Raw genomic sequence first — 22,212 nt, 5'->3', positions numbered from 1 at the left:
TAGCTTTTTATGAAATTTAAAAAACCGCAAACTTTACAAGAAATTGCAACACTGCTAAATGTTGAATTTATTGGTGATGCAAATTTTGAAGTCTTAGGAATCAACGAAATTCATGTGGTTGAAAAAGGTGATATTGTTTTTGTAGATCATCCTAAATATTATGATAAAGCTTTAAATTCTGCTGCAACAACGATTCTTATCAATAAAAAAGTAGATTGTCCTGAAGGTAAAGCTCTTTTAATTTCAGATGATCCTTTTAGAGATTTTAATAAGATTACCAATCATTTTAATCCTTTTATTGCTTCTTCTGTAAGTATTTCAGAAACAGCTATTATTGGCGATAACACAACAATACAACCTAATGTATTTATTGGGAATAACGTAAAAATTGGGAGTAATTGTATCATACATCCAAACGTTTCCATTTATGATAATGCAATCATTGGTAATAACTGCACCATCCATGCAAATACAGTTTTAGGAGCAGACGCTTTTTATTATAAAAATAGACCAAGTGGTTTTGATAAGCTTATTTCTGGAGGTAGAGTTATTTTGGAAGATCATGTAGATTTGGGTGCTTCATGTACAATAGACAAAGGAGTTACTGGTGATACTACTATTAAAGAAGGCACTAAGATTGATAATCAAGTTCATGTTGGTCATGATACAGTTATAGGTAAGAAATGTCTAATTGCATCACAAACAGGTATTGCAGGTTGTGTAGTTATAGAAGATGAAGTAACCATTTGGGGACAAGTAGGTACAAATAGCGGAATCACTATAGGAAAAGGGGCTGTAATTCTAGGGCAAACAGGTGTTACTAAATCAGTTCCAGGAGGTAAATCTTATTTCGGAACACCAATCGAAGAATCAAGAGAAAAGTTAAAACAATTAGCAGGATTAAAAAGACTGCTAAAAGAAAAATAAATCGCAAATAAGTTTTTTATAAAAGTAAACAATAACTATTTTTGTGTAACTAAATTAAAAAAAGAACCATGAGTGTTTTAGTAAATAAAAATTCAAAAATTATTGTACAAGGTTTTACAGGAAGTGAAGGTACTTTTCACGCTGGCCAAATGATTGATTATGGTACCAATGTTGTTGGTGGTGTTACTCCAGGTAAAGGAGGTCAAGAACATTTAGGAAAGCCAGTTTTTAATACAGTTGTAGAAGCTGTAGAAAAAGCAGGTGCTGATACTTCAATAATTTTTGTACCACCAGCATTTGCAGCTGATGCTATTATGGAATCTGCTGATGCAGGAATAAAAGTTATCATTTGTATTACTGAGGGTATTCCTACAGCAGACATGGTTAAAGTTAAAGCTTATATAGCAGATAAAGATACTAGATTAGTTGGGCCTAACTGTCCAGGAGTTATTACTCCAGACGAAGCTAAAGTAGGTATTATGCCAGGTTTTATCTTTAAAAAAGGTAAAGTAGGTATTGTTTCTAAATCAGGAACTTTAACTTACGAAGCTGCAGACCAAGTTGTAAAACAAGGTTATGGAATAACAACTGCTATTGGTATTGGTGGTGATCCTATTATTGGAACAACTACAAAAGAAGCTGTAGAGATGTTAATGAATGATGATGAAACTGAAGCAATTGTAATGATTGGTGAAATAGGTGGAAACCTAGAGGCTGAAGCTGCACAGTGGATTAAAGCTGATGGTAATAGAAAACCTGTTGTTGGTTTTATTGCTGGGCAAACTGCACCTGCAGGTAGAACTATGGGACATGCAGGAGCTATTGTTGGTGGAGCAGATGATACTGCACAAGCTAAAATGAAAATATTAGAAGAAAATGGTGTGCACGTAGTAAGTTCTCCTGCAAAAATAGGAGAAATGGTAGCAAGCGTTTTAAAATAAGAAACTACATATTTAATTATATAGAAGAGAATATTCCCGTTAAAAACGGGAATTTCTTTTTTATATTAGAGTTAAACAAAATCAAACTTTATGAAATTATTAGAAAATAAATCAGCAATAATTACAGGAGCAACAAGAGGTATTGGTCGTGGAATAGCCATCGAATTTGCTAAGCAAGGTGCAAATGTAGCTTTTACTTACAGTTCATCTGTTGATGCAGCAAATGCTTTAGAAGAAGAATTAAAAGCTTTAGGTGTTTCTGCAAAAGGTTACCAATCTAATGCAGCAAACTTTGATGCTGCTCAAGAATTAGCTAAAGAAGTTTTAGCAGAATTTGGTTCAATAGATATTTTGGTAAATAACGCAGGAATTACAAAAGATAATTTATTGATGCGTATTTCTGAAGATGATTTTGATAAAGTAATTGAAGTAAACTTAAAGTCTGTTTTTAATTTAACAAAAGCAGTAATTAGACCAATGATGAAGCAAAGAGCTGGTTCTATAATTAACATGAGTTCTGTTGTTGGTTTAAAAGGAAATGCAGGTCAAACAAATTATGCAGCATCAAAAGCTGGTATAGTAGGTTTTTCTAAATCAGTGGCTTTAGAATTAGGTTCTAGAAATGTAAGAAGTAATGTAATTGCTCCAGGTTTCATAGAAACTGAAATGACAGATAAATTAGACGAAGCAACTGTTCAAAGTTGGAGAGATTCTATTCCTTTAAAAAGAGGAGGGAAGCCAGAAGATATTGCAAATGCTTGCATATTCTTAGCTTCAGATATGAGTGCATACATTACAGGACAAACACTTTCTGTTGATGGGGGTATGCTAACATAGAATACCAATTCTAAAAAGAAAAATAATAACAAATTTCAGCTTATCTAATCTTTATTACTGATTATCTAAGCTTACAAGGTTTCTATCTAATTTTCAGAAATTTAACTTCAAACGCATTGTATCTTTACAGTGTAGAAAGAAAGTAGGCCCTAAAAAATTTCCCTAAATTTTATTGCTTTCTGAAAACGTAAACCCTAAACCCCTTTTGGGAATCCCTATAGAAACCATATCAATTTGATAAAAACTAACCTACAACTTTATTCGTTGTAGGTTTTTTTTTTGATGTGATATGTATATCTTTCCTTTAAATTTTAAAATTGACTGCAATTACTTATTTTCTAATTCTTTTGGCACTTTTAATAAGTGTTTTAATTGCTTACTATCAATATTTTTATAAGCAGAGTGATAATAGTACACTTCCCAAGATTTTATTCGTTTTAAAATTTAGTAGTCTATTTTTACTGCTAATTCTTTTAATTAACCCTAAAATAGAAAGCACAAAAACTACAAACGAAAAGCCTGTTTTATCTTTATTAGTTGATAATTCTAGCTCTATAGATTACTTTGAAGAAAATCAAACCGTAAACGATTTAATTACACTATTAGAAAGAAATAAAGCATTAGCCAATAAATTTTCAATAGAAAAATTTTCGTTTGGTAATGATTTACAAATATTAGATAGCTTAAGTTTTGATAATACAAATACTAACATTTCTAAGGCAATTCAAGATGTAAATGAATTACAGAAAGGAAAAAAATCTCCTATTGTAGTTCTAACTGATGGCAATCAAACTAAAGGTTTAGATTATAGTTTTATAACATCTGAACAATCTATTTATCCTATAGTTATTGGCGATACTACAAAGTATGAAGATGTTAGTATAGCTCAAGTAAATGTGAATAAATACAGTTATTTAAACAATAAATTTCCTGTAGAAATCATACTAAATTATGATGGAACCCTTTCTAATAGATTACCTGTATCTATTATTAAAAACGGAAAAAGAATTTATCAAAAACAAGTAAATTTTAGCAAAACTAAAAAGTCTGCTACCATTTCAGCAGAACTAAAATCACTTACTGAGGGTTTACAATATTATACAGTTTCTGTAGGAAAACTAGAGAACGAAAAAAATAGTAAGAATAATGTTAAATCATTTTCTATAGAAGTAATTAACGAACAAACTAAAATAGCTTTAATTAGCTCAATAGTTCATCCTGATTTAGGGGCCTTAAAAAAAGCTATTGAAAGCAATAAACAACGTTCTTTAGAAATTTTTAGCATTGATAAATTTAAAGAAAACGTAAATGACTACCAATTAGTCATACTCTATCAACCAACAATAAAATTTAATGCAATACTTAATCAACTTAAAAAATCGGAATCTAATTATTGGTTAATTTCTGGTGCAAATACGAATTGGAGTTTTATCAATCAGCAAAATATAGGTATTTCTAAAAATGCGATTAATCAAACTGAAAATTTAATTCCATTTTATAATGAAAGCTTTTTAACTTTCTTACAAGAAGATATCAACTTTAATAATTTGCCTCCTTTAACCGATAAATTTGGAGATGTTACCATTTCAGGTGAAAAACAAACTTTGATTTTTCAAAATTTAAATGGAGTAATAACCAAGCAGCCATTATTAACTTTCTTAGAATCGAACTCTACTAAAAAAGGATTTTTGTTAGGAGAAGGTATTTGGAAATGGAGAGCTACCAGCTACTTAAATACAAATTCGTTTGAAGAATTTGATAATTTTATAGGAAACATTATTCAATATTTAGCCTCTACTAAAAAACGAAATAGGTTAGAGGTAAATGTTGAAAGTATTCATCCTGCAAATTCAAGTATTAAAATTGCTGCTTTTTATACTGATAAAAATTACAGATTTGATGATAGAGCAAATTTAGAAATAAAAGTTACAAATTCTGAAAGTAAAGAGGTTACATCCATTCCATTTTCTTTGATAAAAAAGTCGTATCAAGCAGAAATAGAAAACTTAGCTTCTGGTGATTATTTCTATGAAGTTACTGTTGAAAATCAAAACATTCGAAAAACTGGTAGATTTAAAGTGTCAGAATTCGAAATTGAACAACAATTTACAAATGCAAATAAAGACAAACTGAATACACTTGCTTTAAATACAGATGGCCAATTGTATTATCCTAATGAAATTGAGCAGCTTAGTCAAGAATTAATGAGTAATGAAAATTATTACACAATTCAAAAATCTAATAAAATCGAAGAAAATTTAATCAATTGGAAATGGCTTTTATTCGTTGCTATAGGTTTATTAAGTATAGAATGGTTTGTAAGAAAATATAATGGCAAAATATAGCCTTGAATGAATTGTCTTTAAAGGTTATAAATCGTAAATTTGATAAAAATAAATAAAATACAAAATGGCAAATAATCAAATGGAATTCAACTTCCCAAAAGGTGGAGTTTTTTTAGTACTTATTGTAATTGCAGTTATTATTCTTTTTTCTAAATCAACAGTAACAATTGGTCCAGGTGAAGGTGGAGTAATCTTTGAAACCTTAGGAGATGGTATTAATACAGAGAAAACGTATGGTGAAGGTTTTCACATTGTAGCGCCTTGGAACAGAATGATTATTAGAAAAGTACGTCAGCAGTCTATTTCTGATGAAATGAATGTACTTTCTGTAAACGGTTTAGAAGTTAAAGTAAATGGTACAATTTGGTATGAGCCAGAATTTTCAAACTTAGGTTCTTTAATTAAAACGAAAGGTGAAGATTATGAACGCGAATTATTAGATCCTGCAATTAATGCAGCAGCAAGAAGCGTTGTAGGGCGTTATACACCAGAGCAATTATATTCTAGTAAGAGAGATGTAATTGAGCAAGAAATCTTAGACGAAGTAAAATTAGTGTTGGAAGGACAGTTTTTAACGGTAAAGAGAGTATTAGTAGAAGACGTTAAATTACCAACTACAATTAGAACTGCAATTGAAACGAAATTAAAGCAAGAACAAGAATCTTTAGAATATGAGTTTAGACTTGCAAAAGCTAAAAAAGAGGCTGAAAGACAAAAAATTGATGCTGAAGGTAAAGCTGTTGCAAATAAAATATTAAGTGCTTCATTAACAGAAAAAATCTTACAAGAAAAAGGTATAGATGCTACATTAGAATTGTCTAAGTCTCCAAACAGTAAGGTAATTGTTATTGGTTCTGGAAAAGATGGATTACCTATTATTTTAGGAAACCAGTAAAAATATACCTCATATATTTTATAGAAAAACCAGCTTTATAGCTGGTTTTTTCATTGTTTTATAGTCAATAAATTATTTTATAAATTCTTCAAAAGTACCATCAGTATAAAAAGTTACAATTCTTTGAATTTCCTTTTTGGACTTTGAAGTATTTTTAATTGTAGTACCTGAATTTGAGAATTCATCTTGAGACTTTGGATAACTCCCTGTGCCATTTAGCAACCATTCTAAATCCAAATCATTAAAAACCGTATTAATTTTTAATACAAAATCTAAACTTGGCTTATTCCTACCAGATAAAATATGCGAAATGCTAGATCTTTGAACACCAACTTTATCAGCAAAAGAAGAAGCTGAAAATTGATGATGCTCCATAATCTGTTTTAATCTATTGATAAAAGCTACTGTGTTTAACATTGTAAAATTTTAAGGGTACCAAATATAAAATAATAATAATCTTATTCCTAAACCTAAACTATTTGAATGATAAGATAGTATTTGCATTTAATCTAAAAGTCTAACTAATAAATTATATTTATTTAAATATCAGGGTTTTAAATACATTTAAAGTTGCGTTTTCAAATATTTAGCAATGATGAATCAATTTAAAAATAGTGATTTGTTTTAATAAATCATCTTACTAGTTTATTTCTTTGAAAATCGTGTTATTTCATAAGATAGAATTGTTAGCTAGCCATCATTAGTGTAAATTTGTTTCGGTTAAAAATTATATTGAGTGAATATTATATCTCCAGAAATTTTACAAGAATTATATAAAAATCAAAAAGAAGAAAAGCTTTTTGGTAAATGGATTACCCTAGAGCAAATCTTACCTTTATTTGAAAAGCATAAAAATGCATTTTCCATTCATAAAATAGGTGTGTCAGAAGAAGGTAGAGACATTTTTACATTTAAAATTGGTTCTGGTAAAAAGAAAGTTTTGCTTTGGTCGCAAATGCATGGAAATGAGAGTACAGGAACTAGAGCCCTTTTTGATTTGTTTAATTGCTTTACTGCTAATAACTCAGATGAAATTAAAACAATTTTAAAGGAATGTACCTTATTATTTATCCCAATTTTAAATCCTGATGGTGCTCAAAACTATACCAGAGTTAACGCCAATAAAGTCGATTTAAATAGAGATGCTGTAGATAGGGTAGCAAAAGAAAGCATTTTACTAAGAAAGGTTTTAGAAGATTTCCATCCTTCTTTTTGCTTTAATTTACACGATCAAAGAACCATTTTTAATGTAGAAGGCACTCAAAACCCTGCAACCATTTCATTTTTAGCACCTTCAGAAGAAGAAACTAGAGCGCTTACAAAAGGTAGAATTGAAACAATGAATGTAATTGTGGCAATGAATGCCATGTTACAGCAGCTAATTCCGATTTTTGTGGGTAGATATACAGATGAATTTTACCCAACAGCAACAGGAGATAATTTTCAAAAATTAGGTTACAATACTATTTTAATTGAATCTGGTCATTATCCTGAAGATTATCAAAGAGAAAAAACAAGAGAATATACATTTTACAGTATTTTGCAGGGCTTGCATCATATTGCAATTTCAGACACTTTTATAGATTACGAAGCTTATTTTACTATTCCAAATAATGATAAAAAGTTTTTAGATGTAATACATAAATATAAAAACGGTTCACTAGAAGGCTATCAATACATAGATGAAATTGTAGATAATAGACTGGTTTCTAAGTTAGAGAAAGTACCAAATAATGACGTAATTGGTAAAACAGGACATTACGAAATCGTTTTCGAATCGAAAAATATTTAAATTTTTCTCATGTTTTATTCAATTAGATTAAATTAAATTTATAAATTTGCCACATAAATTGAATAAAACACAAAAATGAAAAAATTCATCTTAGACGAAATAGATCACCAAATATTAGATATTTTGATCGAGAATGCAAGAACACCATTTACAGACATTGCTAAACAACTTTTAGTATCAGCTGGAACAATACACGTTCGTGTTAAAAAAATGGAAGATGAAGGTATTATTCAAGGATCTACTTTAACGCTAAACTATGAGAAAATGGGATATTCTTTTATAGCTCATGTTGGTGTTTATTTAGAGAAAACTTCAATGACTCAAAGCGTTATAGAAAACTTAAGACGTATACCAAACGTAACAGTAGCATACGTTACAGCAGGTAAATACAATATTTTTTGTAAAGTAAGAGCGAAAGGTACAAACGATGCAAAAGATATTATTTATCAAATAGATGATGTTCCAGGTGTAAACAGAACAGAAACTATGATTGCCTTAGAAGAGAGTATTAATGACAAGAAAAGAATGATGCATGCAATTTTTGCAGAGCTATAATTCTAACTTTTTATATAAAACTAAATCCTTATCAAATTGATAAGGATTTTTTTATGCAATGAATTCATCTTTCATTATGTTTGTTATAATTAATAAATTGATAATTTATGACAGATAATATTGATTATAATTCAAATTATAATTTAGATCATTCCACATTATTAAATTTATATCAATCAATGTTGAAACCTCGATTAATAGAGGAGAAGATGTTGATTTTATTACGTCAAGGAAAAATATCTAAATGGTTTTCTGGTATTGGTCAAGAAGCCATTTCTGTTGGTGTAACTAAAGCATTAGATACAGACGAATATATTTTACCTATGCATCGAAATTTAGGTGTTTTTACAACCAGAGAAATTCCTTTATATCGATTATTTGCTCAATGGCAAGGAAAGATGAGCGGATTCACCAAAGGTAGAGATAGGAGCTTTCATTTTGGTACTCAAGAATTCAATATTATTGGAATGATATCTCACTTGGGGCCTCAATTAGGGGTTGCAGATGGTATTGCTTTGGCTAATAAACTACAAAATAAACAAAAAGTTTGTGCTGTTTTTACAGGTGAAGGAGGCACTAGTGAAGGAGATTTTCATGAGGCTCTTAATATAGCTTCTGTATGGAGTTTACCAGTTTTATTTTGTGTAGAAAATAATGGTTATGGTTTATCAACACCTACATCAGAACAGTTTAACTGTAAAAATATAGCAGATAAAGGAATAGGATATGGAATGGAAAGCCATATTATAGAAGGTAATAATATTCTAGAGGTGTATACTAAAGTTAAAGAATTAGCGGAAAGTATGCGATTAACACCCAGACCTATTTTAATTGAATTCAAAACATTTAGAGTTAGAGGTCATGAAGAGGCAAGTGGTACTAAATATGTGCCTCAAGAATTGTTAGATTTTTGGGGAGCGAAAGACCCAATTATCAATTTTGAAAATTACCTTAGAAGCAAATCTATTTTGAATGATGAAATAGATAATGAATTTAAGACAATCATCACTTCAGAAATAAATGAGCATTTAGAAATCGCTTACGCTGAAGAAAAAATCATTCCTAATTTAGAAAAAGAGTTAAATGATGTTTACAAACCATTTCAATTTAAAGAGATAAAACCATCAAAATTAACGAATAATATACGTTTTGTAGATGCCATTTCAGAAGGTTTAGAACAGGCAATGGAACAAGATGATCATCTTGTTATTATGGGTCAAGATGTTGCAGGTTATGGTGGTGTTTTTAAAATTACGGATGGTTTCACAGATAAATTTGGTAAAGATCGAGTCAGAAATACACCCATTTGTGAGTCTGCAATCGTTTCTACAGCCTATGGTTTGTCTTTAAATGGAATAAAGGCTGTTGTTGAAATGCAATTTGCTGACTTTGTATCTTCAGGATTTAATCCCATCGTAAACTTATTAGCAAAATCTCATTACAGATGGGCTCAAAATGCAGATGTAGTCATTAGAATGCCTTGTGGAGCAGGAGTAGGAGCTGGCCCTTTTCATTCGCAGACGAATGAAGCTTGGTTTACAAAAACCCCTGGTTTAAAAGTAGTTTATCCAGCATTTCCTGAAGATGCAAAAGGATTATTAGGTAGTGCAATTCAAGATCCAAATCCGGTTTTATTTTTTGAGCACAAAGCTTTATACAGATCAGTATATCAAGATGTTCCAAAGAATAACTATACTGTAGAAATTGGTAAAGCAAACCTGATAAAAGAAGGTGTAAATCTAACCATTATTGCTTATGGAGCTACTGTACATTGGGTTTTAGAAGTGTTAAATAAACATAAAGAAATATCTGCAGATGTAATTGACTTAAGAACTTTACAACCCTTAGATACAGAAACCATCTACAAATCAGTACGTAAAACCAATAAAGCTGTCATTGTACAAGAAGACTCTTTGTTTGGAGGAATTGCTAGTGATATTTCTGCGTTAATTACAGAAAATTGTTTTAATAGTTTAGATGCACCTGTTAAAAGAGTAGGTAGTTTAGATACTCCAATACCCTTTCAATCAGACTTAGAGCAACAATATTTGAGTAAATCAATCTTAACAAATGTTATTTTAGAAATAAATAATTATTAATTAAATTTAGGGTTCAAAACAGATCAATTCATGACGAATAAACAGATTATATTTAAAAAGAGACCTTCAGGTGTGCCAGATGCAGATACTTGGGAATTACAAACAAATGAAGTTCCTGAATTGGAAGAAGGAGAAATTTTAGTACAACATCATTATATTTCTTTAGATCCTGCAATGCGTGGCTGGATGAATGATACAAAATCATACATTCCTCCAGTTGAAATAGATGCAGTAATGAGAGCTGGATCAGTTGGTAAAGTCATTAAAAATAATGGAAACCCTAAATTCGAAATTGGTGATACAGTTACAAGTTGGGGTGGTGTGCAACAATATGCCATAACAAATGGTGATGGTTGGTATAAAGTAGATACGAATTTAGCACCTATGCCTATGTATATTGGAACTTTAGGTATGCCAGGAATGACGGCTTATTTCGGAATTACAGAAGTGGGTAAAATAGTTGAAGGTGATATTGTCTTGGTTTCTGGAGCGGCTGGTGCTGTAGGTAGTATTGTTGGACAAATTGCCAAGATTAAAGGCTGTACAGTAATTGGAATTGCTGGTGGTAAAGAAAAATGCGATTACATTGTAAATGAATTAGGTTTTGATGATGCTATTGATTACAAATCAGAAAACATCTATTCTGCATTAAAACAAAAGTGTCCTCAAGGTGTAGATGTCTTTTTTGATAATGTTGGTGGTAAAATTTTAGATGCAGCACTAAGCAAATTAAGAATGCATGCTAGAGTTGTAATTTGTGGTGCCATTTCTCAATACAATAACAAGTCTAAAGTGGATGGGCCAAGTAATTATTTATCATTATTAGTAACTCGTTCTACAATGCAAGGTATGGTTGTAATGGATTATACGAAGAAATTTGGAGAAGCCGCAAAACAAATGGGAATATGGATGAAAGAGGGTAAATTAAAATCTAAAGAAGATATTTACGAAGGCATTGAGAATTTCCATGAAACCTATAACAGATTGTTTTCTGGAGATAAAAAAGGAAAATTAGTATTAAAAGTGATCGAAGACTAGAGGTGGAGCAAGAACATTTTTTTCAATGTCCTTATTGTTGGGAAGAAATCTCAATGATTTTAGACAGCAGTGTAAGACAACAAACTTATATAGAAGATTGTGAAGTATGCTGCAACCCCATAGAAATATCTCCTCAATTTGAAGAAAGTACTTTGGTTGCTTTTCAAGCACAATCTATAGAACAATAAAAAAATCCTGCAAATGCAGGATTTTTTTATTCTAAAGGGTTTTTCCAATTGAACTTTTCAAAAAGCTGAATCCAATCAGTTGGAAAAGTTGATTTTAAAATTAAGGTTTCTTGGGTATAAGGATGAATAAATTCCAATTTACCTGCATGTAAAAAAAGGTTTTTAAATCCGAAGTTTTGCTCAAACATCATATCATGATTTTTATCACCATATTTTGCATCACCTATTAATGGATGACTAATTTTATTACTATGCACTCTTAATTGATGCATTCTACCCGTTTTTGGAAAAAGCTCAATCAAACTATATCTGCTGCTATCATAAGGTTTTACAGCAATATCTAAAGTAATTTTCGCTAAGGTTTTTAATTCTGTTAACGCCTCTTTATGCACATTAGCATCTCTACCTTTTACAGGAGAATCTATACGTTTTGTAGATGGTGAAAAACCACGTACAACCCCATAATATATTTTCTGAATTTGATTCTTAGTAAACAAATCTTGAAATTTAGCCACATATTCTTTTTCTTTTGCCAATAAAATTGCTCCAGAAGTTTTTCTGTCTAATCTATGAATAGGATAAACTTTTAACCCAGTTTCTTCAGAAACTAGTTGAAGAAGTGATTTTTCATCGGCCATATTTCTGGAATGGTAGGCATGATGTACCAAAACATTATTAGGTTTGGTTACACATAACAAATATGCATCTTCATAAATAATTTCTAAGCTCATATTAAAATCTTATCTTTAATCGTCAAATATAATCTCAATTCGCAGAATGTGGTATTAATTTTGATGTATTTTAAGTGAAAAAATAACATTATGAGATATTTAATTTTAGGCATTTTTTCTATGGTTATTGTAGGTTGTGCCAGTTCTAAAAATAAAGTTAGTGCAACTCAAATTGCAAATTTAAAAAGTGCTGTAGAAAATGCTCAAATAGAAATAGTTTCTGATGCAGCAAACCCTGTTGCATTCACAAATACAAGAGGATTAGAAAATTTACTACCTCCAGGAAGTAACTTGGCTAGAATTAGTTTAATTAATAATCCCAATTTCTTTAAAATTAAAAACGATAGTATCGATTTGTACCTACCTTATTATGGAGAACAACAAATAGGTGGTGATTACACTTCTGAGAGTGGACTTGTGTTTAAAGGTGTACCTGCCAGAACTAAAATAGAATTTGACAGTAGTAAAAACAGGTACAACTTAACTTATATTCTTAATGCCAATAAAGAAAGCTTAACTGCTAACCTAACTTTATTTGCCAATAATACCAGTACTTTAAGAATTAATAGTAGCATTAGAACTACCATTATTTATTATGGTAAATGGGCTAAATTAGAAGAGTAAATTATTCTTTACCAATTTGATTAATCATAGAGTCGTTACCTATGCCTTTTGGGTTATCTCCCCATTTATTTGCATGTGGTTCACCATCAATAACACTTAAGTAGAAATTGTAAAAAGGAATTAACATAAACCATCCACTTTTACCAACATCGTGCATTCTTCTTGCTGTTACTGCTATAAACGGAATTATAACGATTAAACCGTAAATAGATTCTAAAATTCCTTGATCATCATAATCACCATAATTTGTTCCTAATAAATGATCTAATATTCGAAAAAATAAGGTTATTATTGTATTGAATAAGTAGAACATCCAAAATTCTTTTCTTCTAGCTCTACCTTTAAAATCTGCATACTGTCTTAATACTTTTAAATACCAATTCATTTTTTTTATTAATTATTCGTTATAATTTTGGTTAATTTCAATATGGAAATATAATAATAAATTAAAATAATCCTCTCGATTTTAAACTTAAATATTTTTCAATAGTATCTCCTGTAAGATCTTTAGGCGTTGTCAATACAGATTGTATACCGTATTTTTTTAATTCGTTTACAATTTGCTTTTTCTCATACAGAAACTTTTCTGCAATAATAGCATCATAAACATCTTGAATATTTTTTGATTCTTTTTCAATTAATACATTCAATTCTGTATTTTTAAAAAACACAACCAAAACTAAGTGATTTTTAGCTAAAGCTCTTAAATAGGGAAGTTGCCTATTTAAACCATCTAAAGTTTCAAAATTGGAAAAGAGAACAAGTAAACTTCGCTGTCTAATTTTTCTTTTAACAATTGTATACAAACTGCTAAAATCAGACTCAGAAAAATTAGTTTTAATTCTATACAAAGCTTCAGAAATTAAACTCATTTGAGAATTTCGTTTTTCGGCAACTACAATATCCTCAAGCTTTTTAGAAAATGATAAAATACCAGCTTTATCTTGTTTCTTTAAAATTACATTGCTGATAGCTAAAGTGGCATTAACTGCATAATCTAACAAACTTAAACCTTCAAATTCCATTTGCATGGCTCTACCTTTGTCAATAATACAATATACAGCTTGAGATTTCTCTTCCATATATTGATTAATCATAAGTTGATTGCTTTTGGCTGTAGCTTTCCAGTTTAAAGTACGAATATCATCACCAGAGACGTATTCCTTGATTTGTTCAAATTCTAAAGAATTACCTATTCTTCTTACTTTCTTAGTACCATAAGAAACTACAGAATTATTGAATGTTTGAAAATCAAACTCTCTTAATTTTAAAAAGGATGGATAACATTTTAACTCTTTCTTTTTAGCTAATATGTATTTTTTAGTAGCCAATTTTAAACCTGTATTTGCATAAGCATTAAGATTACCAAATTCATAAAGTCCTCTTTCTTTTGGGTTTAAACTATACTTTACTGCTTTAATTTCTTTCTTTTGTAAACTAAGTTGAAAATTAAAATCTCTTTTTTGAAATTGATAAGGCAATTCTTCAATCAATTCTATATGAGCTTCAAAATTATATTTGTTTTGAATATCTAGGGTAATTTTATTTTCATCGCCATTAGATAATTTTTCAGGTAAAAAACGTTCTGCTGAAATTCCGTTTTTTGTGTTATACAACAAAGTGATATCTATGATAAGTAAACCAACCAATACTAATAATAGCACTTTTGCAATTTCAAAAAATATAGCAACGAAAAAACCAATCACAAAAAGTGAGGCTATTATGCTTAACGCATAGAAAAACCGTTTATTTATAAATAATGAGTTGTAAAAGTATTTCAAGACTATCTAGGAATTTCTACTGTTTCTATGATTTGTTTAATAATTTGTTTACTCGTTAAACCTTCCATTTCTCTTTCTGGAGTTACAATTACTCTATGTTGTAAAACAGGTACTGTTGCCTTTTTAATGTCTTCTGGAGTTACAAAATCTCTGCCCTCAATAGCTGCAAAAGCCTTAGAAGCATTTAAAATAGCAATACTAGCTCTTGGAGAAGCCCCTAAATATAAAAACGAATTAGACCTTGTATTTACAACTACATTTGCTATATATTTTAATAGATTTTCTTCAATTTTAATTTGATTAACAAGAGCTCTATATTCTACAATTTTAGAACCTTCAATTATAGTTTCTATTTGGCTGGTTTTAGTACTATTTTCTAAAGCCTGCTCTTTCATTAAAATTTCTAGTTCCTCTTCTGCATTAGGATATTCAACGATAACTTTAAATAAAAATCTATCTAATTGTGCTTCTGGTAATCTATATGTACCTTCTTGTTCTATAGGGTTTTGAGTAGCTAAAACTACAAAAGGTTCATCCAATTTATAAGTTGTACCATCCATAGTTATTTGCTTTTCTTCCATTACTTCAAACAATGCTGCTTGAGTTTTTGCAGGTGCTCTATTGATTTCATCAATTAAAATCATATTCGAAAAAATGGGCCCCTTCTTAAACTCAAAGTTTGAGGTTTTGGCATTAAATACAGAAGTTCCTAAAATATCTGATGGCATTAAATCTGGCGTAAACTGAATTCTACTAAATCCAACATTTATGGTTTTTGATAATAATTTTGCTGTTATAGTTTTGGCAACTCCTGGTACACCTTCAATTAATAAATGACCATTAGCTAACAGTGAAACTAGAAGTAGATCTACCATTTCTTTTTGACCTACAATTACCTTTTGCAATTGTTTTTTAATTTTTAGAACACTTGCCTGTAACTCAGATAAATCTATTCTATTTTCAAAAGATAATTCACCAGTATTTTGGTCTTCATTATGCATATCCATACTATTATTTTTTTAAGAATTTTGTAATCATTTTTTGCAAGACAAATAACTCTTCTTGAGTACATTCTGTCTTTTTATTTAAAGTTTTAATTGTATTGATTAAATACTTGGTATTTGCCAATTTATTACCAGATTTTGATGCTAAATTCTTTATGAATTCAGTATTAAGTCTATTGGTATTTAATAAATATTTTGTTCTAACTTTCTCTAGGAAAAAGCGAATTGTTTTATCAACTAAATTTTTATGATTTTGTTCCTTTAAATACAAACTAGCAATTGTTTGTGTAAAAGCAACTGTAGTGTTTTCTAATTTTGGAATGCTAGGTATTGGTCTTTGTTTTCTTTTGGCATTAAATAACATAAACAATAGTATACCTACTAATAACACAATTAAAAACCAAGTTAGCGTGTTGTGTTTTAAGAAGAAATCAAAAACTGAGGTGTTGTCTTTATTGTTATCGGAATTCTTACTGTATCTTAATTGTGGATCCCAAATAATGTTTCCTGATGGGAGGTAAGAGAGTAGTTGATTAATATAAGAATTCTCATCTTTTAACAAATAATAATTTGTAAAAACAATAGGGTTTGTGTGCAAATAGAAATAGCCTTTACCATGTTTTATTCGAATAAAATTAGGTACTAATTCAGTATCAATTTCAGCAAATCCTAAAATTGAGGTATTGTTTTTATTATAGGTAACAAAATAATTTCTTTTAATATTTCGATCAAAATTGTAAGTTTCAGTTCTCAAAGAATCCAAATAAAACTGACCTTTTAGTTTCTTCAAATCTTCATAGAAATAAGAATCTTTACTTAAATTGTTAGAGGTAAATTCTAATTTTTTACGAAAGTTTTTACTAAAATACTCTAGAGCAATAAAAGCATTATTTCCTTTACTTACAAAAGATAGCAATGAATCTACACCCTCATATTCTAGCTTATTCATGCTGTAATTAATGCAAACATAATTTGCAGTTGAAATTGAATCAAAATTACCATCAGCCAAATAATCTCTAAAGTTTTTCTTTATGGTGATGATGCTATCATTTGGAAATAAATTATTTATTTCTTCATGCATTATGTATGTACCAAAAGGACTTTTCTCTTTATAATTGAAGTTTTCTTCCCAGTTGGTTTCTGAACAACTGAATATTGTTAAAGTAACTATAAATGCAGCAAAATGATTGAAATATTTAGTCATCCTTTAATTTTTTAAAAAATGACTGATATTTACTTTCCACATTTTTAAAACCAATTGCGTCTATAGCAAATTTACCATACCAAATATGAGCATAGATGTAAGATAGATAAGAAAAATCAGGAATAATTTCATCTTTTTTGATTTCCAACAAATAGTCTGAATTAGTCTTTTCGATTTGATAATCGATATGATTTAAGTCACTTAGATATTTTAATAGTTTTAGGTAGTAATATCTTGTGGCTAGTCTATAATCATTGTTATTTAAAGCAGTATTCAATAAAGAATCAATATCTAATTCATGAATATCATCATTATCAAACTCTAATTTTTGAACTGTATTCGTTGCATTATTTTGTTTTTTCCAAAATCGTATATCGATATTTAAAACAGTCTTTAAAATAATATAAACAATAAAAATACCTAACAGAAAGGGAAATATAAATTTCATAAAAATGATAAATCCGTCTAAAAAGGCTGAATTTATATTTGATGATTTTTTTGGCTTTTCCTTTTTCTCTTTGTAAATAAAATCATCATCATTGTATTTTTCTTTAAGGTTTTTTGGCAACTCTCTTTGGTAAGTATTTAACCCAACTACATGGTTAGAATTTAAATCTGTAGTGTCTGGTTGATTAAAGCCAAAACTATTAAAGCATAACAATAAAAGGAGGGAAGCTATTAAATTTTTCATGCAGTTCCTTGATATTGTTTTGCTCTTTTAAATGGCAAAATGAGATAGTAATAACTGATTGTAATTAAGCAAAAGAAAATAATAGCGAAACAAAATATATCTGGCATTTGATTAGAGTACCTAGTAATATAACCCTCTAAAAATGCAGCAATAATGGTAAAAGGAATTGTACTGATAAAAATATAAAAGGCGTCTCTAATGCCAATTTTAAAAGATTCTAATCTTTTTAATGTGCCAGGAAAAAGAATACTAGCTCCAATTATATAGCCAGCTGCAGCTTCTATTATTATACCAAAAATCTCATAGGTTCCATGAATCCAAATTCCTTTTAAACTATCGTAAAGACTATTGTATTGATAGAAAAATGCTTGAAAAACTGCAACCATTATAGCATTTACCACAATATAATAAGCTGTACCAAAGCCTAAAAATAGACCTGAAAGAAACATATTTAGCCCAACTCTTTGATTATTATTATAAATACCAATAAAAGTAGCCCAGTTGCTACCACTTTTGTAAATAGCCATAGCATCACCACTTTCAATATTTTCTAGAGTTTGATCTACATAATTATTACCAAGAATTTGTCTTGCAAAATCAGCATCATTAAATGTGCTTAATAAACCAATAAAAAAACAAACAAAAAATACTATAAATGAGAAGTATATAATTTTTCTGTATTGATAGCAGAGTAGAGGAACCTTGTCTAAAAAGAAATATAGGATTGCATTTTTGTTTCGTTTTTTAGAGTCATAGACTTTATTGAAACTAGATTTGGCTAATTTATTTAAATACCTGGTAACCTTGCTTTTAGGATAGTAAGTTTGCGCATAAACTAAATCGTTCATTATCTTTATGTGCAAATTGGCAATTAGGTCTGGACTTTTTTTCTCTTTATTTGAAATTAATTGTTCAAATTCTAGCCATTTTTCTTTATTTTGCTTTATAAAAGCGACCTCTCTCATATAGAGCGAATTTAATCATTGCATGAAAACACTCCAAATAAAAACTGCACAAAATGTAAATATAAAATTTACTTTGGCTGGTGTATTTCAAAGACTTTTAGCGTTTATTATAGACAATATTATAAAGTTTGCTTATCTATATTTAATCTTTGAATTTTTTGATTTTTCTTCTCTTGAAAATGCTTTAACTGGCGATAGTTGGGACATCAAAGCCATAGAAGCCTTAGTATTAATACCTATAACTTTCTATTCTTTGTATTCAGAAATTTTATTGAATGGTCAAACATTGGGTAAAAAGTTATTGCACTTAAAAGTAATTAATATTGAAGGGTATAAGCCAACAACAACCGATTTTATTATTAGATGGTTTTTAAGAGTTATCGATTTTAATTTATTCAGTTTATTGTTTGTTTATGTGGCTTCCTTAGGATTAACAGATGAATATATTTTGCTCGTTTTACTTTTTATATTTGGTAAATTAATTGGCTTTTTTTTAATCTTATTCACAAATAAAAGCCAACGTTTTGGAGATATTATTGCAAATACCATTGTTATTTATTTAAAGGATGAAGTAAAATTCTCACAAACCATTTTGCAGGAAATAAAAGACACGTATAAACCTACATATCCAAGTGTTGTTAAATTATCTGATAATGACGTACGAATCATAAAAGAAACCTTTGAGAGTTCTGCAAAGTTTGATGATTATTCAACTTTGATAAAACTTAGATCGAAAATCTTGGAAGTAACTCAAATTCAATCTATTCACAAAAGTGACAAAGAGTTTATAAGCACTGTTTTAAAAGATTACAATTATTATACACAAAATATGTAGGATAGAGGTTTTATTATTTTCTATTTTACATAATATAAATTATAGAACAATATAAATGTTTTTAATTTCTATTCTATTTAAAAGTATTCCCTTAGTAAATTGTAAACATCAATTTACCAGATAACAATTTATTAATCATCCATAAGTTTCAAGAATTTATATTTTATTTATATTGTAATTCTAAAAACAGCATTTATGAAGAATATATTCAAACTTTTATTTGTGACGCTATTATTAGTAATGGCTTGTCAATCAACTAGTATTAAAAATGAAGATGTTTTAGGTTCTTGGATAGATCTGTCTGAGGCCAAGCTAAATTTTACCTTATTAGAAAATGGCGTTGCACGATCAGACAATATGGAAACACTTCTTTATCAAAAATGGGAATTAAAAGGTGATTCATTAATTCTTACCATGAAAAGTATTGGAAATGGAGCGTCGTCTATTGATAAAATGGCTTATAAAATTGAAATGCCTAACTCTAATAAGATGATACTATTTACAGAATACGGCTCTAATGAGTATTTAAAAAAAGAATAAAATTTGAATAAATTCAATCTTTAATCGTAATATTGCAATATAGTTATTAAAGATATAGTAACGAACCAAATATAGATTGAAAATCAAATGAAAAAATTAAGCTTTTTAGACAAGAATTTAACACTTTGGATATTTATAGCCATGGCTATAGGTGTAGCTTTGGGCTACTTTATACCCACATTTCCAGATATTATTAATTCTTTTAATAGTGGTACAACCAACATACCAATTGCCATTGGTTTAATTTTAATGATGTACCCTCCTTTAGCAAAAGTAAATTACGCATTATTACCAAAAGTATTTAGAAATACAAAAATCTTATCAATCTCATTATTATTAAATTGGATTATAGGACCAGTTTTAATGTTCTTTTTGGCGATCATTTTTCTAAAAGATTATCCAGAATACATGGTTGGCCTTATTCTTATTGGTTTAGCAAGATGTATTGCTATGGTTTTAGTTTGGAATGATCTTGCTGATGGTAGTAGCGAATATGGAGCAGGTTTAGTAGCTTTAAATAGTATCTTTCAAGTATTTGCCTATAGCTTTTATGCTTGGATTTTTATAACCGTGCTTCCTCCCTACTTTGGTTTTGAAGGCGCAATTATAGATATTTCTATAGCAACAATTGCTGAAAGTGTTGCCATTTATTTAGGTTTACCATTTGTTTTAGGTATTTTAAGTAGAGTAATTTTAGTGAAGCTTAAAGGTGAAGCTTGGTATACTCAAAAATTTATTCCTACAATATCTCCATTAACCTTGATAGCATTATTATTTACTATTATAATTATGTTTTCTTTAAAAGGAGAATTAATTGTAGAAATACCTATGGATGTTTTAATTATAGCAGTACCATTATTAATTTACTTTACATTAATGTTTATTATTGGATTCTTTTTTACAAAAGCAACTGGTGCAGAATATGATAAAACTGCTGCTGTAGCTTTTACTGCTGCAGGTAATAACTTTGAGCTTGCAATTGCTGTAGCTATAGCTGTATTTGGTTTAAATTCAGGTCAAGCGTTTACAGGAGTCATTGGTCCATTAGTTGAAGTACCTGCTTTAATATTACTGGTTCGAGTGTCTTTCTGGCTGCGAAAAAAATATTATAAAGCAAAACAAGCTTAATATATTAAACTCAACAACAATCTTAAAAAGTGATTTAAATTTAATTTGAATCACTTTTTTTAATTTTTATAACTTGATATTTTTACTTCAGGATAAATAGTTAACAAAATAATATTTAAATTAGTAGCAGTAATTTTCATTAGAAAAATTACACTTGATTTAAATAATAACCTAAATTTAAAATAATTCATAATGATTAAAGCTAAAAACACAAATCTACTTTTAGCCCTAGTTTGTTTTTTATTCACAAACATTGCACTAGCCCAAAGTGACATCATTCTAAAAACGACTGGTGAAGAAATGAAAGGTAAGGTTTTAAAAATGGGTGAAAGCACAATACAGTTTGTATATGAAAATGAAACCATAGAGTATACAGTTAAAAAATCTGACATCGTAAAAATTACTTTTAGTTCTGGTAGAGTTGAATTTTTTAATAAACTAAATACAAAATCCAACAATTATAACCTAGAAGATCATCATAACAAAGTGGCAATTTTACCTTTTGGCTACTTAAAAGATCAGCAAACTAGTAATGCTACCATGCAGAAAAAAATTCAACAAGAAACCTTTAGTATTTTTAAACGAAAGTCAGCTTCTTTAAAGTTTCAAGACCCTAATACAACTAATGCATTATTGGCCAAAGCTGGTATCAACAATAATAATATTGCAGGTTATACAATGGGCGAAATTGCAAATATTTTAGGTGTTGAGTATTTGGTACAAGGTATGGTTTCCATAGAAAAAACTACAGTAACTTCTTACAGTAATACAAATACAACTACTAAAAGAAATGGAAATAATAGTCTTAGAGTAGACAGACATGGACATATTATTGGAGATATTTGGAATAGCAATAAACGAAAAACAAATAGCAGCACATTTGGAACTACTCAACAAAATTATGCTACCAATATTACTATGAATATTTATAATGATAAAGGTGAAAACATCTTTACCAAAGATCATCAATCTTTTTGGCAAACTCCTAATGCCTATAAGATTACGTTAGGTTTCTTAGCAAAAAGAACTCCAATTTACAAAAGATAAATTCTTGCTAATTTTAGAATTGATAGTATAAATTAAAGTTTAAAT

At 29.0% G+C, this 22,212-nt stretch carries 23 protein-coding genes; 15 read left to right on the top strand and 8 right to left on the bottom strand.

The window, feature by feature from the left end:
- Positions 1–9: 9 nt before the first annotated feature.
- The 5 genes from MED152_RS02220 (at position 10) to MED152_RS02200 (ending at position 5,945) form a co-directional block, all read left to right on the top strand.
- Positions 10–927 carry a UDP-3-O-(3-hydroxymyristoyl)glucosamine N-acyltransferase gene (locus MED152_RS02220; RefSeq protein WP_015480221.1) on the top strand — a complete coding sequence of 306 codons (918 nt, stop codon included), beginning with the start codon at positions 10–12 and terminating at the stop codon, positions 925–927.
- A 68-nt stretch (positions 928–995) separates the two neighbouring features.
- Positions 996–1,868 carry a succinate--CoA ligase subunit alpha gene (sucD, locus tag MED152_RS02215; protein WP_015480220.1) on the top strand — a complete coding sequence of 291 codons (873 nt, stop codon included), beginning with the start codon at positions 996–998 and terminating at the stop codon, positions 1,866–1,868.
- A 90-nt stretch (positions 1,869–1,958) separates the two neighbouring features.
- A complete protein-coding gene (gene fabG, locus MED152_RS02210; RefSeq protein WP_015480219.1) occupies positions 1,959–2,705 on the top strand; it encodes a 3-oxoacyl-[acyl-carrier-protein] reductase in 747 nt (248 codons plus the stop codon).
- 317 nt (positions 2,706–3,022) lie between these two features.
- Positions 3,023–5,050: a VWA domain-containing protein gene (locus tag MED152_RS02205; protein ID WP_015480218.1), complete on the top strand. Its 2,028-nt coding sequence runs from the start codon at positions 3,023–3,025 to the stop codon at positions 5,048–5,050.
- A 64-nt stretch (positions 5,051–5,114) separates the two neighbouring features.
- Positions 5,115–5,945, top strand: a complete 831-nt coding sequence (locus MED152_RS02200) for a prohibitin family protein (protein ID WP_015480217.1) — start codon at positions 5,115–5,117, stop codon at positions 5,943–5,945.
- 72 nt (positions 5,946–6,017) lie between these two features.
- On the opposite strand, the gene MED152_RS02195 is transcribed toward MED152_RS02200, so the two are convergent.
- Positions 6,018–6,362, bottom strand: coding sequence for a helix-turn-helix domain-containing protein (locus MED152_RS02195; protein WP_015480216.1), 345 nt, complete (start codon positions 6,360–6,362; stop codon positions 6,018–6,020).
- Positions 6,363–6,681: 319 nt separating this feature from the next.
- Here MED152_RS02195 and MED152_RS02190 point away from each other — a divergent pair, with 319 nt between their 5' ends.
- From MED152_RS02190 to MED152_RS02170, 5 genes are all read left to right on the top strand, one after another.
- Positions 6,682–7,737: a M14 family zinc carboxypeptidase gene (locus MED152_RS02190; RefSeq protein ID WP_015480215.1), complete on the top strand. Its 1,056-nt coding sequence runs from the start codon at positions 6,682–6,684 to the stop codon at positions 7,735–7,737.
- A gap of 75 nt (positions 7,738–7,812) precedes the next feature.
- The gene (locus MED152_RS02185) at positions 7,813–8,292 is read left to right on the top strand and encodes an Lrp/AsnC family transcriptional regulator (protein WP_015480214.1); all 480 of its coding nucleotides are present in this window, start codon (positions 7,813–7,815) and stop codon (positions 8,290–8,292) included.
- A gap of 107 nt (positions 8,293–8,399) precedes the next feature.
- Positions 8,400–10,391 (top strand): thiamine pyrophosphate-dependent enzyme, encoded by a 1,992-nt coding sequence (locus MED152_RS02180; RefSeq protein ID WP_015480213.1) that lies wholly within the window; start codon positions 8,400–8,402, stop codon positions 10,389–10,391.
- A 30-nt stretch (positions 10,392–10,421) separates the two neighbouring features.
- The gene (locus MED152_RS02175; RefSeq protein WP_015480212.1) at positions 10,422–11,429 is read left to right on the top strand and encodes an NADP-dependent oxidoreductase; all 1,008 of its coding nucleotides are present in this window, start codon (positions 10,422–10,424) and stop codon (positions 11,427–11,429) included.
- 2 nt (positions 11,430–11,431) lie between these two features.
- On the top strand, positions 11,432–11,617 hold the full coding sequence (locus MED152_RS02170) for a CPXCG motif-containing cysteine-rich protein (protein WP_041383309.1): 186 nt from the start codon (positions 11,432–11,434) through the stop codon (positions 11,615–11,617).
- Between the two features lie 26 nt (positions 11,618–11,643).
- On the opposite strand, the gene MED152_RS02165 is transcribed toward MED152_RS02170, so the two are convergent.
- A complete protein-coding gene (locus tag MED152_RS02165; protein ID WP_015480210.1) occupies positions 11,644–12,348 on the bottom strand; it encodes a pseudouridine synthase in 705 nt (234 codons plus the stop codon).
- Between the two features lie 90 nt (positions 12,349–12,438).
- Between MED152_RS02165 and MED152_RS13345 the strand changes: the two genes are divergently transcribed.
- Complete coding sequence (locus MED152_RS13345) at positions 12,439–12,972, top strand: DUF4251 domain-containing protein (protein WP_015480209.1); 534 nt, start codon at positions 12,439–12,441, stop codon at positions 12,970–12,972.
- Between the two features lies 1 nt (position 12,973).
- Here MED152_RS13345 and MED152_RS02155 read toward each other — a convergent pair whose 3' ends face one another.
- The 6 genes from MED152_RS02155 to MED152_RS02130 all read right to left on the bottom strand — a co-directional run bounded on the left by MED152_RS02155 (position 12,974) and on the right by MED152_RS02130 (position 18,617).
- The gene (locus MED152_RS02155) at positions 12,974–13,357 is read right to left on the bottom strand and encodes a DUF805 domain-containing protein (RefSeq protein WP_015480208.1); all 384 of its coding nucleotides are present in this window, start codon (positions 13,355–13,357) and stop codon (positions 12,974–12,976) included.
- Positions 13,358–13,418: 61 nt separating this feature from the next.
- Positions 13,419–14,636: a DUF58 domain-containing protein gene (locus MED152_RS02150; RefSeq protein WP_238559152.1), complete on the bottom strand. Its 1,218-nt coding sequence runs from the start codon at positions 14,634–14,636 to the stop codon at positions 13,419–13,421.
- Between the two features lie 119 nt (positions 14,637–14,755).
- The gene (locus MED152_RS02145; RefSeq protein WP_015480206.1) at positions 14,756–15,760 is read right to left on the bottom strand and encodes a MoxR family ATPase; all 1,005 of its coding nucleotides are present in this window, start codon (positions 15,758–15,760) and stop codon (positions 14,756–14,758) included.
- Positions 15,761–15,764: 4 nt separating this feature from the next.
- Entirely contained in the window at positions 15,765–16,961 is a 1,197-nt protein-coding gene (locus tag MED152_RS02140) for a hypothetical protein (protein ID WP_015480205.1), read from the bottom strand.
- Positions 16,954–17,652 carry a hypothetical protein gene (locus MED152_RS02135; RefSeq protein ID WP_015480204.1) on the bottom strand — a complete coding sequence of 233 codons (699 nt, stop codon included), beginning with the start codon at positions 17,650–17,652 and terminating at the stop codon, positions 16,954–16,956. The genes MED152_RS02140 and MED152_RS02135 overlap by 8 nt, the downstream gene beginning before the upstream one ends.
- Entirely contained in the window at positions 17,649–18,617 is a 969-nt protein-coding gene (locus MED152_RS02130) for a stage II sporulation protein M (protein WP_015480203.1), read from the bottom strand. The genes MED152_RS02135 and MED152_RS02130 overlap by 4 nt, the downstream gene beginning before the upstream one ends.
- Before the next feature lie 22 nt (positions 18,618–18,639).
- Here MED152_RS02130 and MED152_RS02125 point away from each other — a divergent pair, with 22 nt between their 5' ends.
- The 4 genes from MED152_RS02125 (at position 18,640) to MED152_RS02110 (ending at position 22,167) form a co-directional block, all read left to right on the top strand.
- Positions 18,640–19,452, top strand: a complete 813-nt coding sequence (locus MED152_RS02125) for an RDD family protein (RefSeq protein WP_015480202.1) — start codon at positions 18,640–18,642, stop codon at positions 19,450–19,452.
- 195 nt (positions 19,453–19,647) lie between these two features.
- The gene (locus MED152_RS02120) at positions 19,648–19,992 is read left to right on the top strand and encodes a lipocalin family protein (RefSeq protein WP_015480201.1); all 345 of its coding nucleotides are present in this window, start codon (positions 19,648–19,650) and stop codon (positions 19,990–19,992) included.
- An 87-nt stretch (positions 19,993–20,079) separates the two neighbouring features.
- Entirely contained in the window at positions 20,080–21,120 is a 1,041-nt protein-coding gene (gene arsB, locus MED152_RS02115; protein WP_015480200.1) for an ACR3 family arsenite efflux transporter, read from the top strand.
- A gap of 192 nt (positions 21,121–21,312) precedes the next feature.
- Complete coding sequence (locus MED152_RS02110) at positions 21,313–22,167, top strand: hypothetical protein (protein ID WP_015480199.1); 855 nt, start codon at positions 21,313–21,315, stop codon at positions 22,165–22,167.
- Positions 22,168–22,212 lie beyond the last annotated feature (45 nt).

This window comes from Polaribacter sp. MED152 (assembly GCF_000152945.2).
GTDB lineage: Bacteria > Bacteroidota > Bacteroidia > Flavobacteriales > Flavobacteriaceae > Polaribacter.
The sequence above is the reverse complement of the archived record's forward strand: the minus strand, read 5'-3'. Positions and strand labels throughout refer to the sequence as shown.

Excerpts from the sequence above, each read along its gene's own strand:
- MED152_RS02135 (WP_015480204.1), bottom strand. The coding sequence starts at position 17,652 with ATGAAAAATTTAATAGCTTCCCTCCTTTTATTGTTATGCTTTAATAGT.
- MED152_RS02145 (WP_015480206.1), bottom strand. The coding sequence starts at position 15,760 with ATGGATATGCATAATGAAGACCAAAATACTGGTGAATTATCTTTTGAA.
- MED152_RS02140 (WP_015480205.1), bottom strand. The coding sequence starts at position 16,961 with ATGACTAAATATTTCAATCATTTTGCTGCATTTATAGTTACTTTAACA.
- sucD (WP_015480220.1), top strand. The coding sequence starts at position 996 with ATGAGTGTTTTAGTAAATAAAAATTCAAAAATTATTGTACAAGGTTTT.
- MED152_RS02175 (WP_015480212.1), top strand. The coding sequence starts at position 10,422 with ATGACGAATAAACAGATTATATTTAAAAAGAGACCTTCAGGTGTGCCA.
- MED152_RS13345 (WP_015480209.1), top strand. The coding sequence starts at position 12,439 with ATGAGATATTTAATTTTAGGCATTTTTTCTATGGTTATTGTAGGTTGT.
- MED152_RS02185 (WP_015480214.1), top strand. The coding sequence starts at position 7,813 with ATGAAAAAATTCATCTTAGACGAAATAGATCACCAAATATTAGATATT.
- MED152_RS02155 (WP_015480208.1), bottom strand. The coding sequence starts at position 13,357 with ATGAATTGGTATTTAAAAGTATTAAGACAGTATGCAGATTTTAAAGGT.
- arsB (WP_015480200.1), top strand. The coding sequence starts at position 20,080 with ATGAAAAAATTAAGCTTTTTAGACAAGAATTTAACACTTTGGATATTT.
- MED152_RS02200 (WP_015480217.1), top strand. The coding sequence starts at position 5,115 with ATGGCAAATAATCAAATGGAATTCAACTTCCCAAAAGGTGGAGTTTTT.
- MED152_RS02220 (WP_015480221.1), top strand. The coding sequence starts at position 10 with ATGAAATTTAAAAAACCGCAAACTTTACAAGAAATTGCAACACTGCTA.
- MED152_RS02130 (WP_015480203.1), bottom strand. The coding sequence starts at position 18,617 with ATGAGAGAGGTCGCTTTTATAAAGCAAAATAAAGAAAAATGGCTAGAA.
- MED152_RS02195 (WP_015480216.1), bottom strand. The coding sequence starts at position 6,362 with ATGTTAAACACAGTAGCTTTTATCAATAGATTAAAACAGATTATGGAG.
- fabG (WP_015480219.1), top strand. The coding sequence starts at position 1,959 with ATGAAATTATTAGAAAATAAATCAGCAATAATTACAGGAGCAACAAGA.
- MED152_RS02125 (WP_015480202.1), top strand. The coding sequence starts at position 18,640 with ATGAAAACACTCCAAATAAAAACTGCACAAAATGTAAATATAAAATTT.
- MED152_RS02110 (WP_015480199.1), top strand. The coding sequence starts at position 21,313 with ATGATTAAAGCTAAAAACACAAATCTACTTTTAGCCCTAGTTTGTTTT.
- MED152_RS02165 (WP_015480210.1), bottom strand. The coding sequence starts at position 12,348 with ATGAGCTTAGAAATTATTTATGAAGATGCATATTTGTTATGTGTAACC.
- MED152_RS02120 (WP_015480201.1), top strand. The coding sequence starts at position 19,648 with ATGAAGAATATATTCAAACTTTTATTTGTGACGCTATTATTAGTAATG.
- MED152_RS02180 (WP_015480213.1), top strand. The coding sequence starts at position 8,400 with ATGACAGATAATATTGATTATAATTCAAATTATAATTTAGATCATTCC.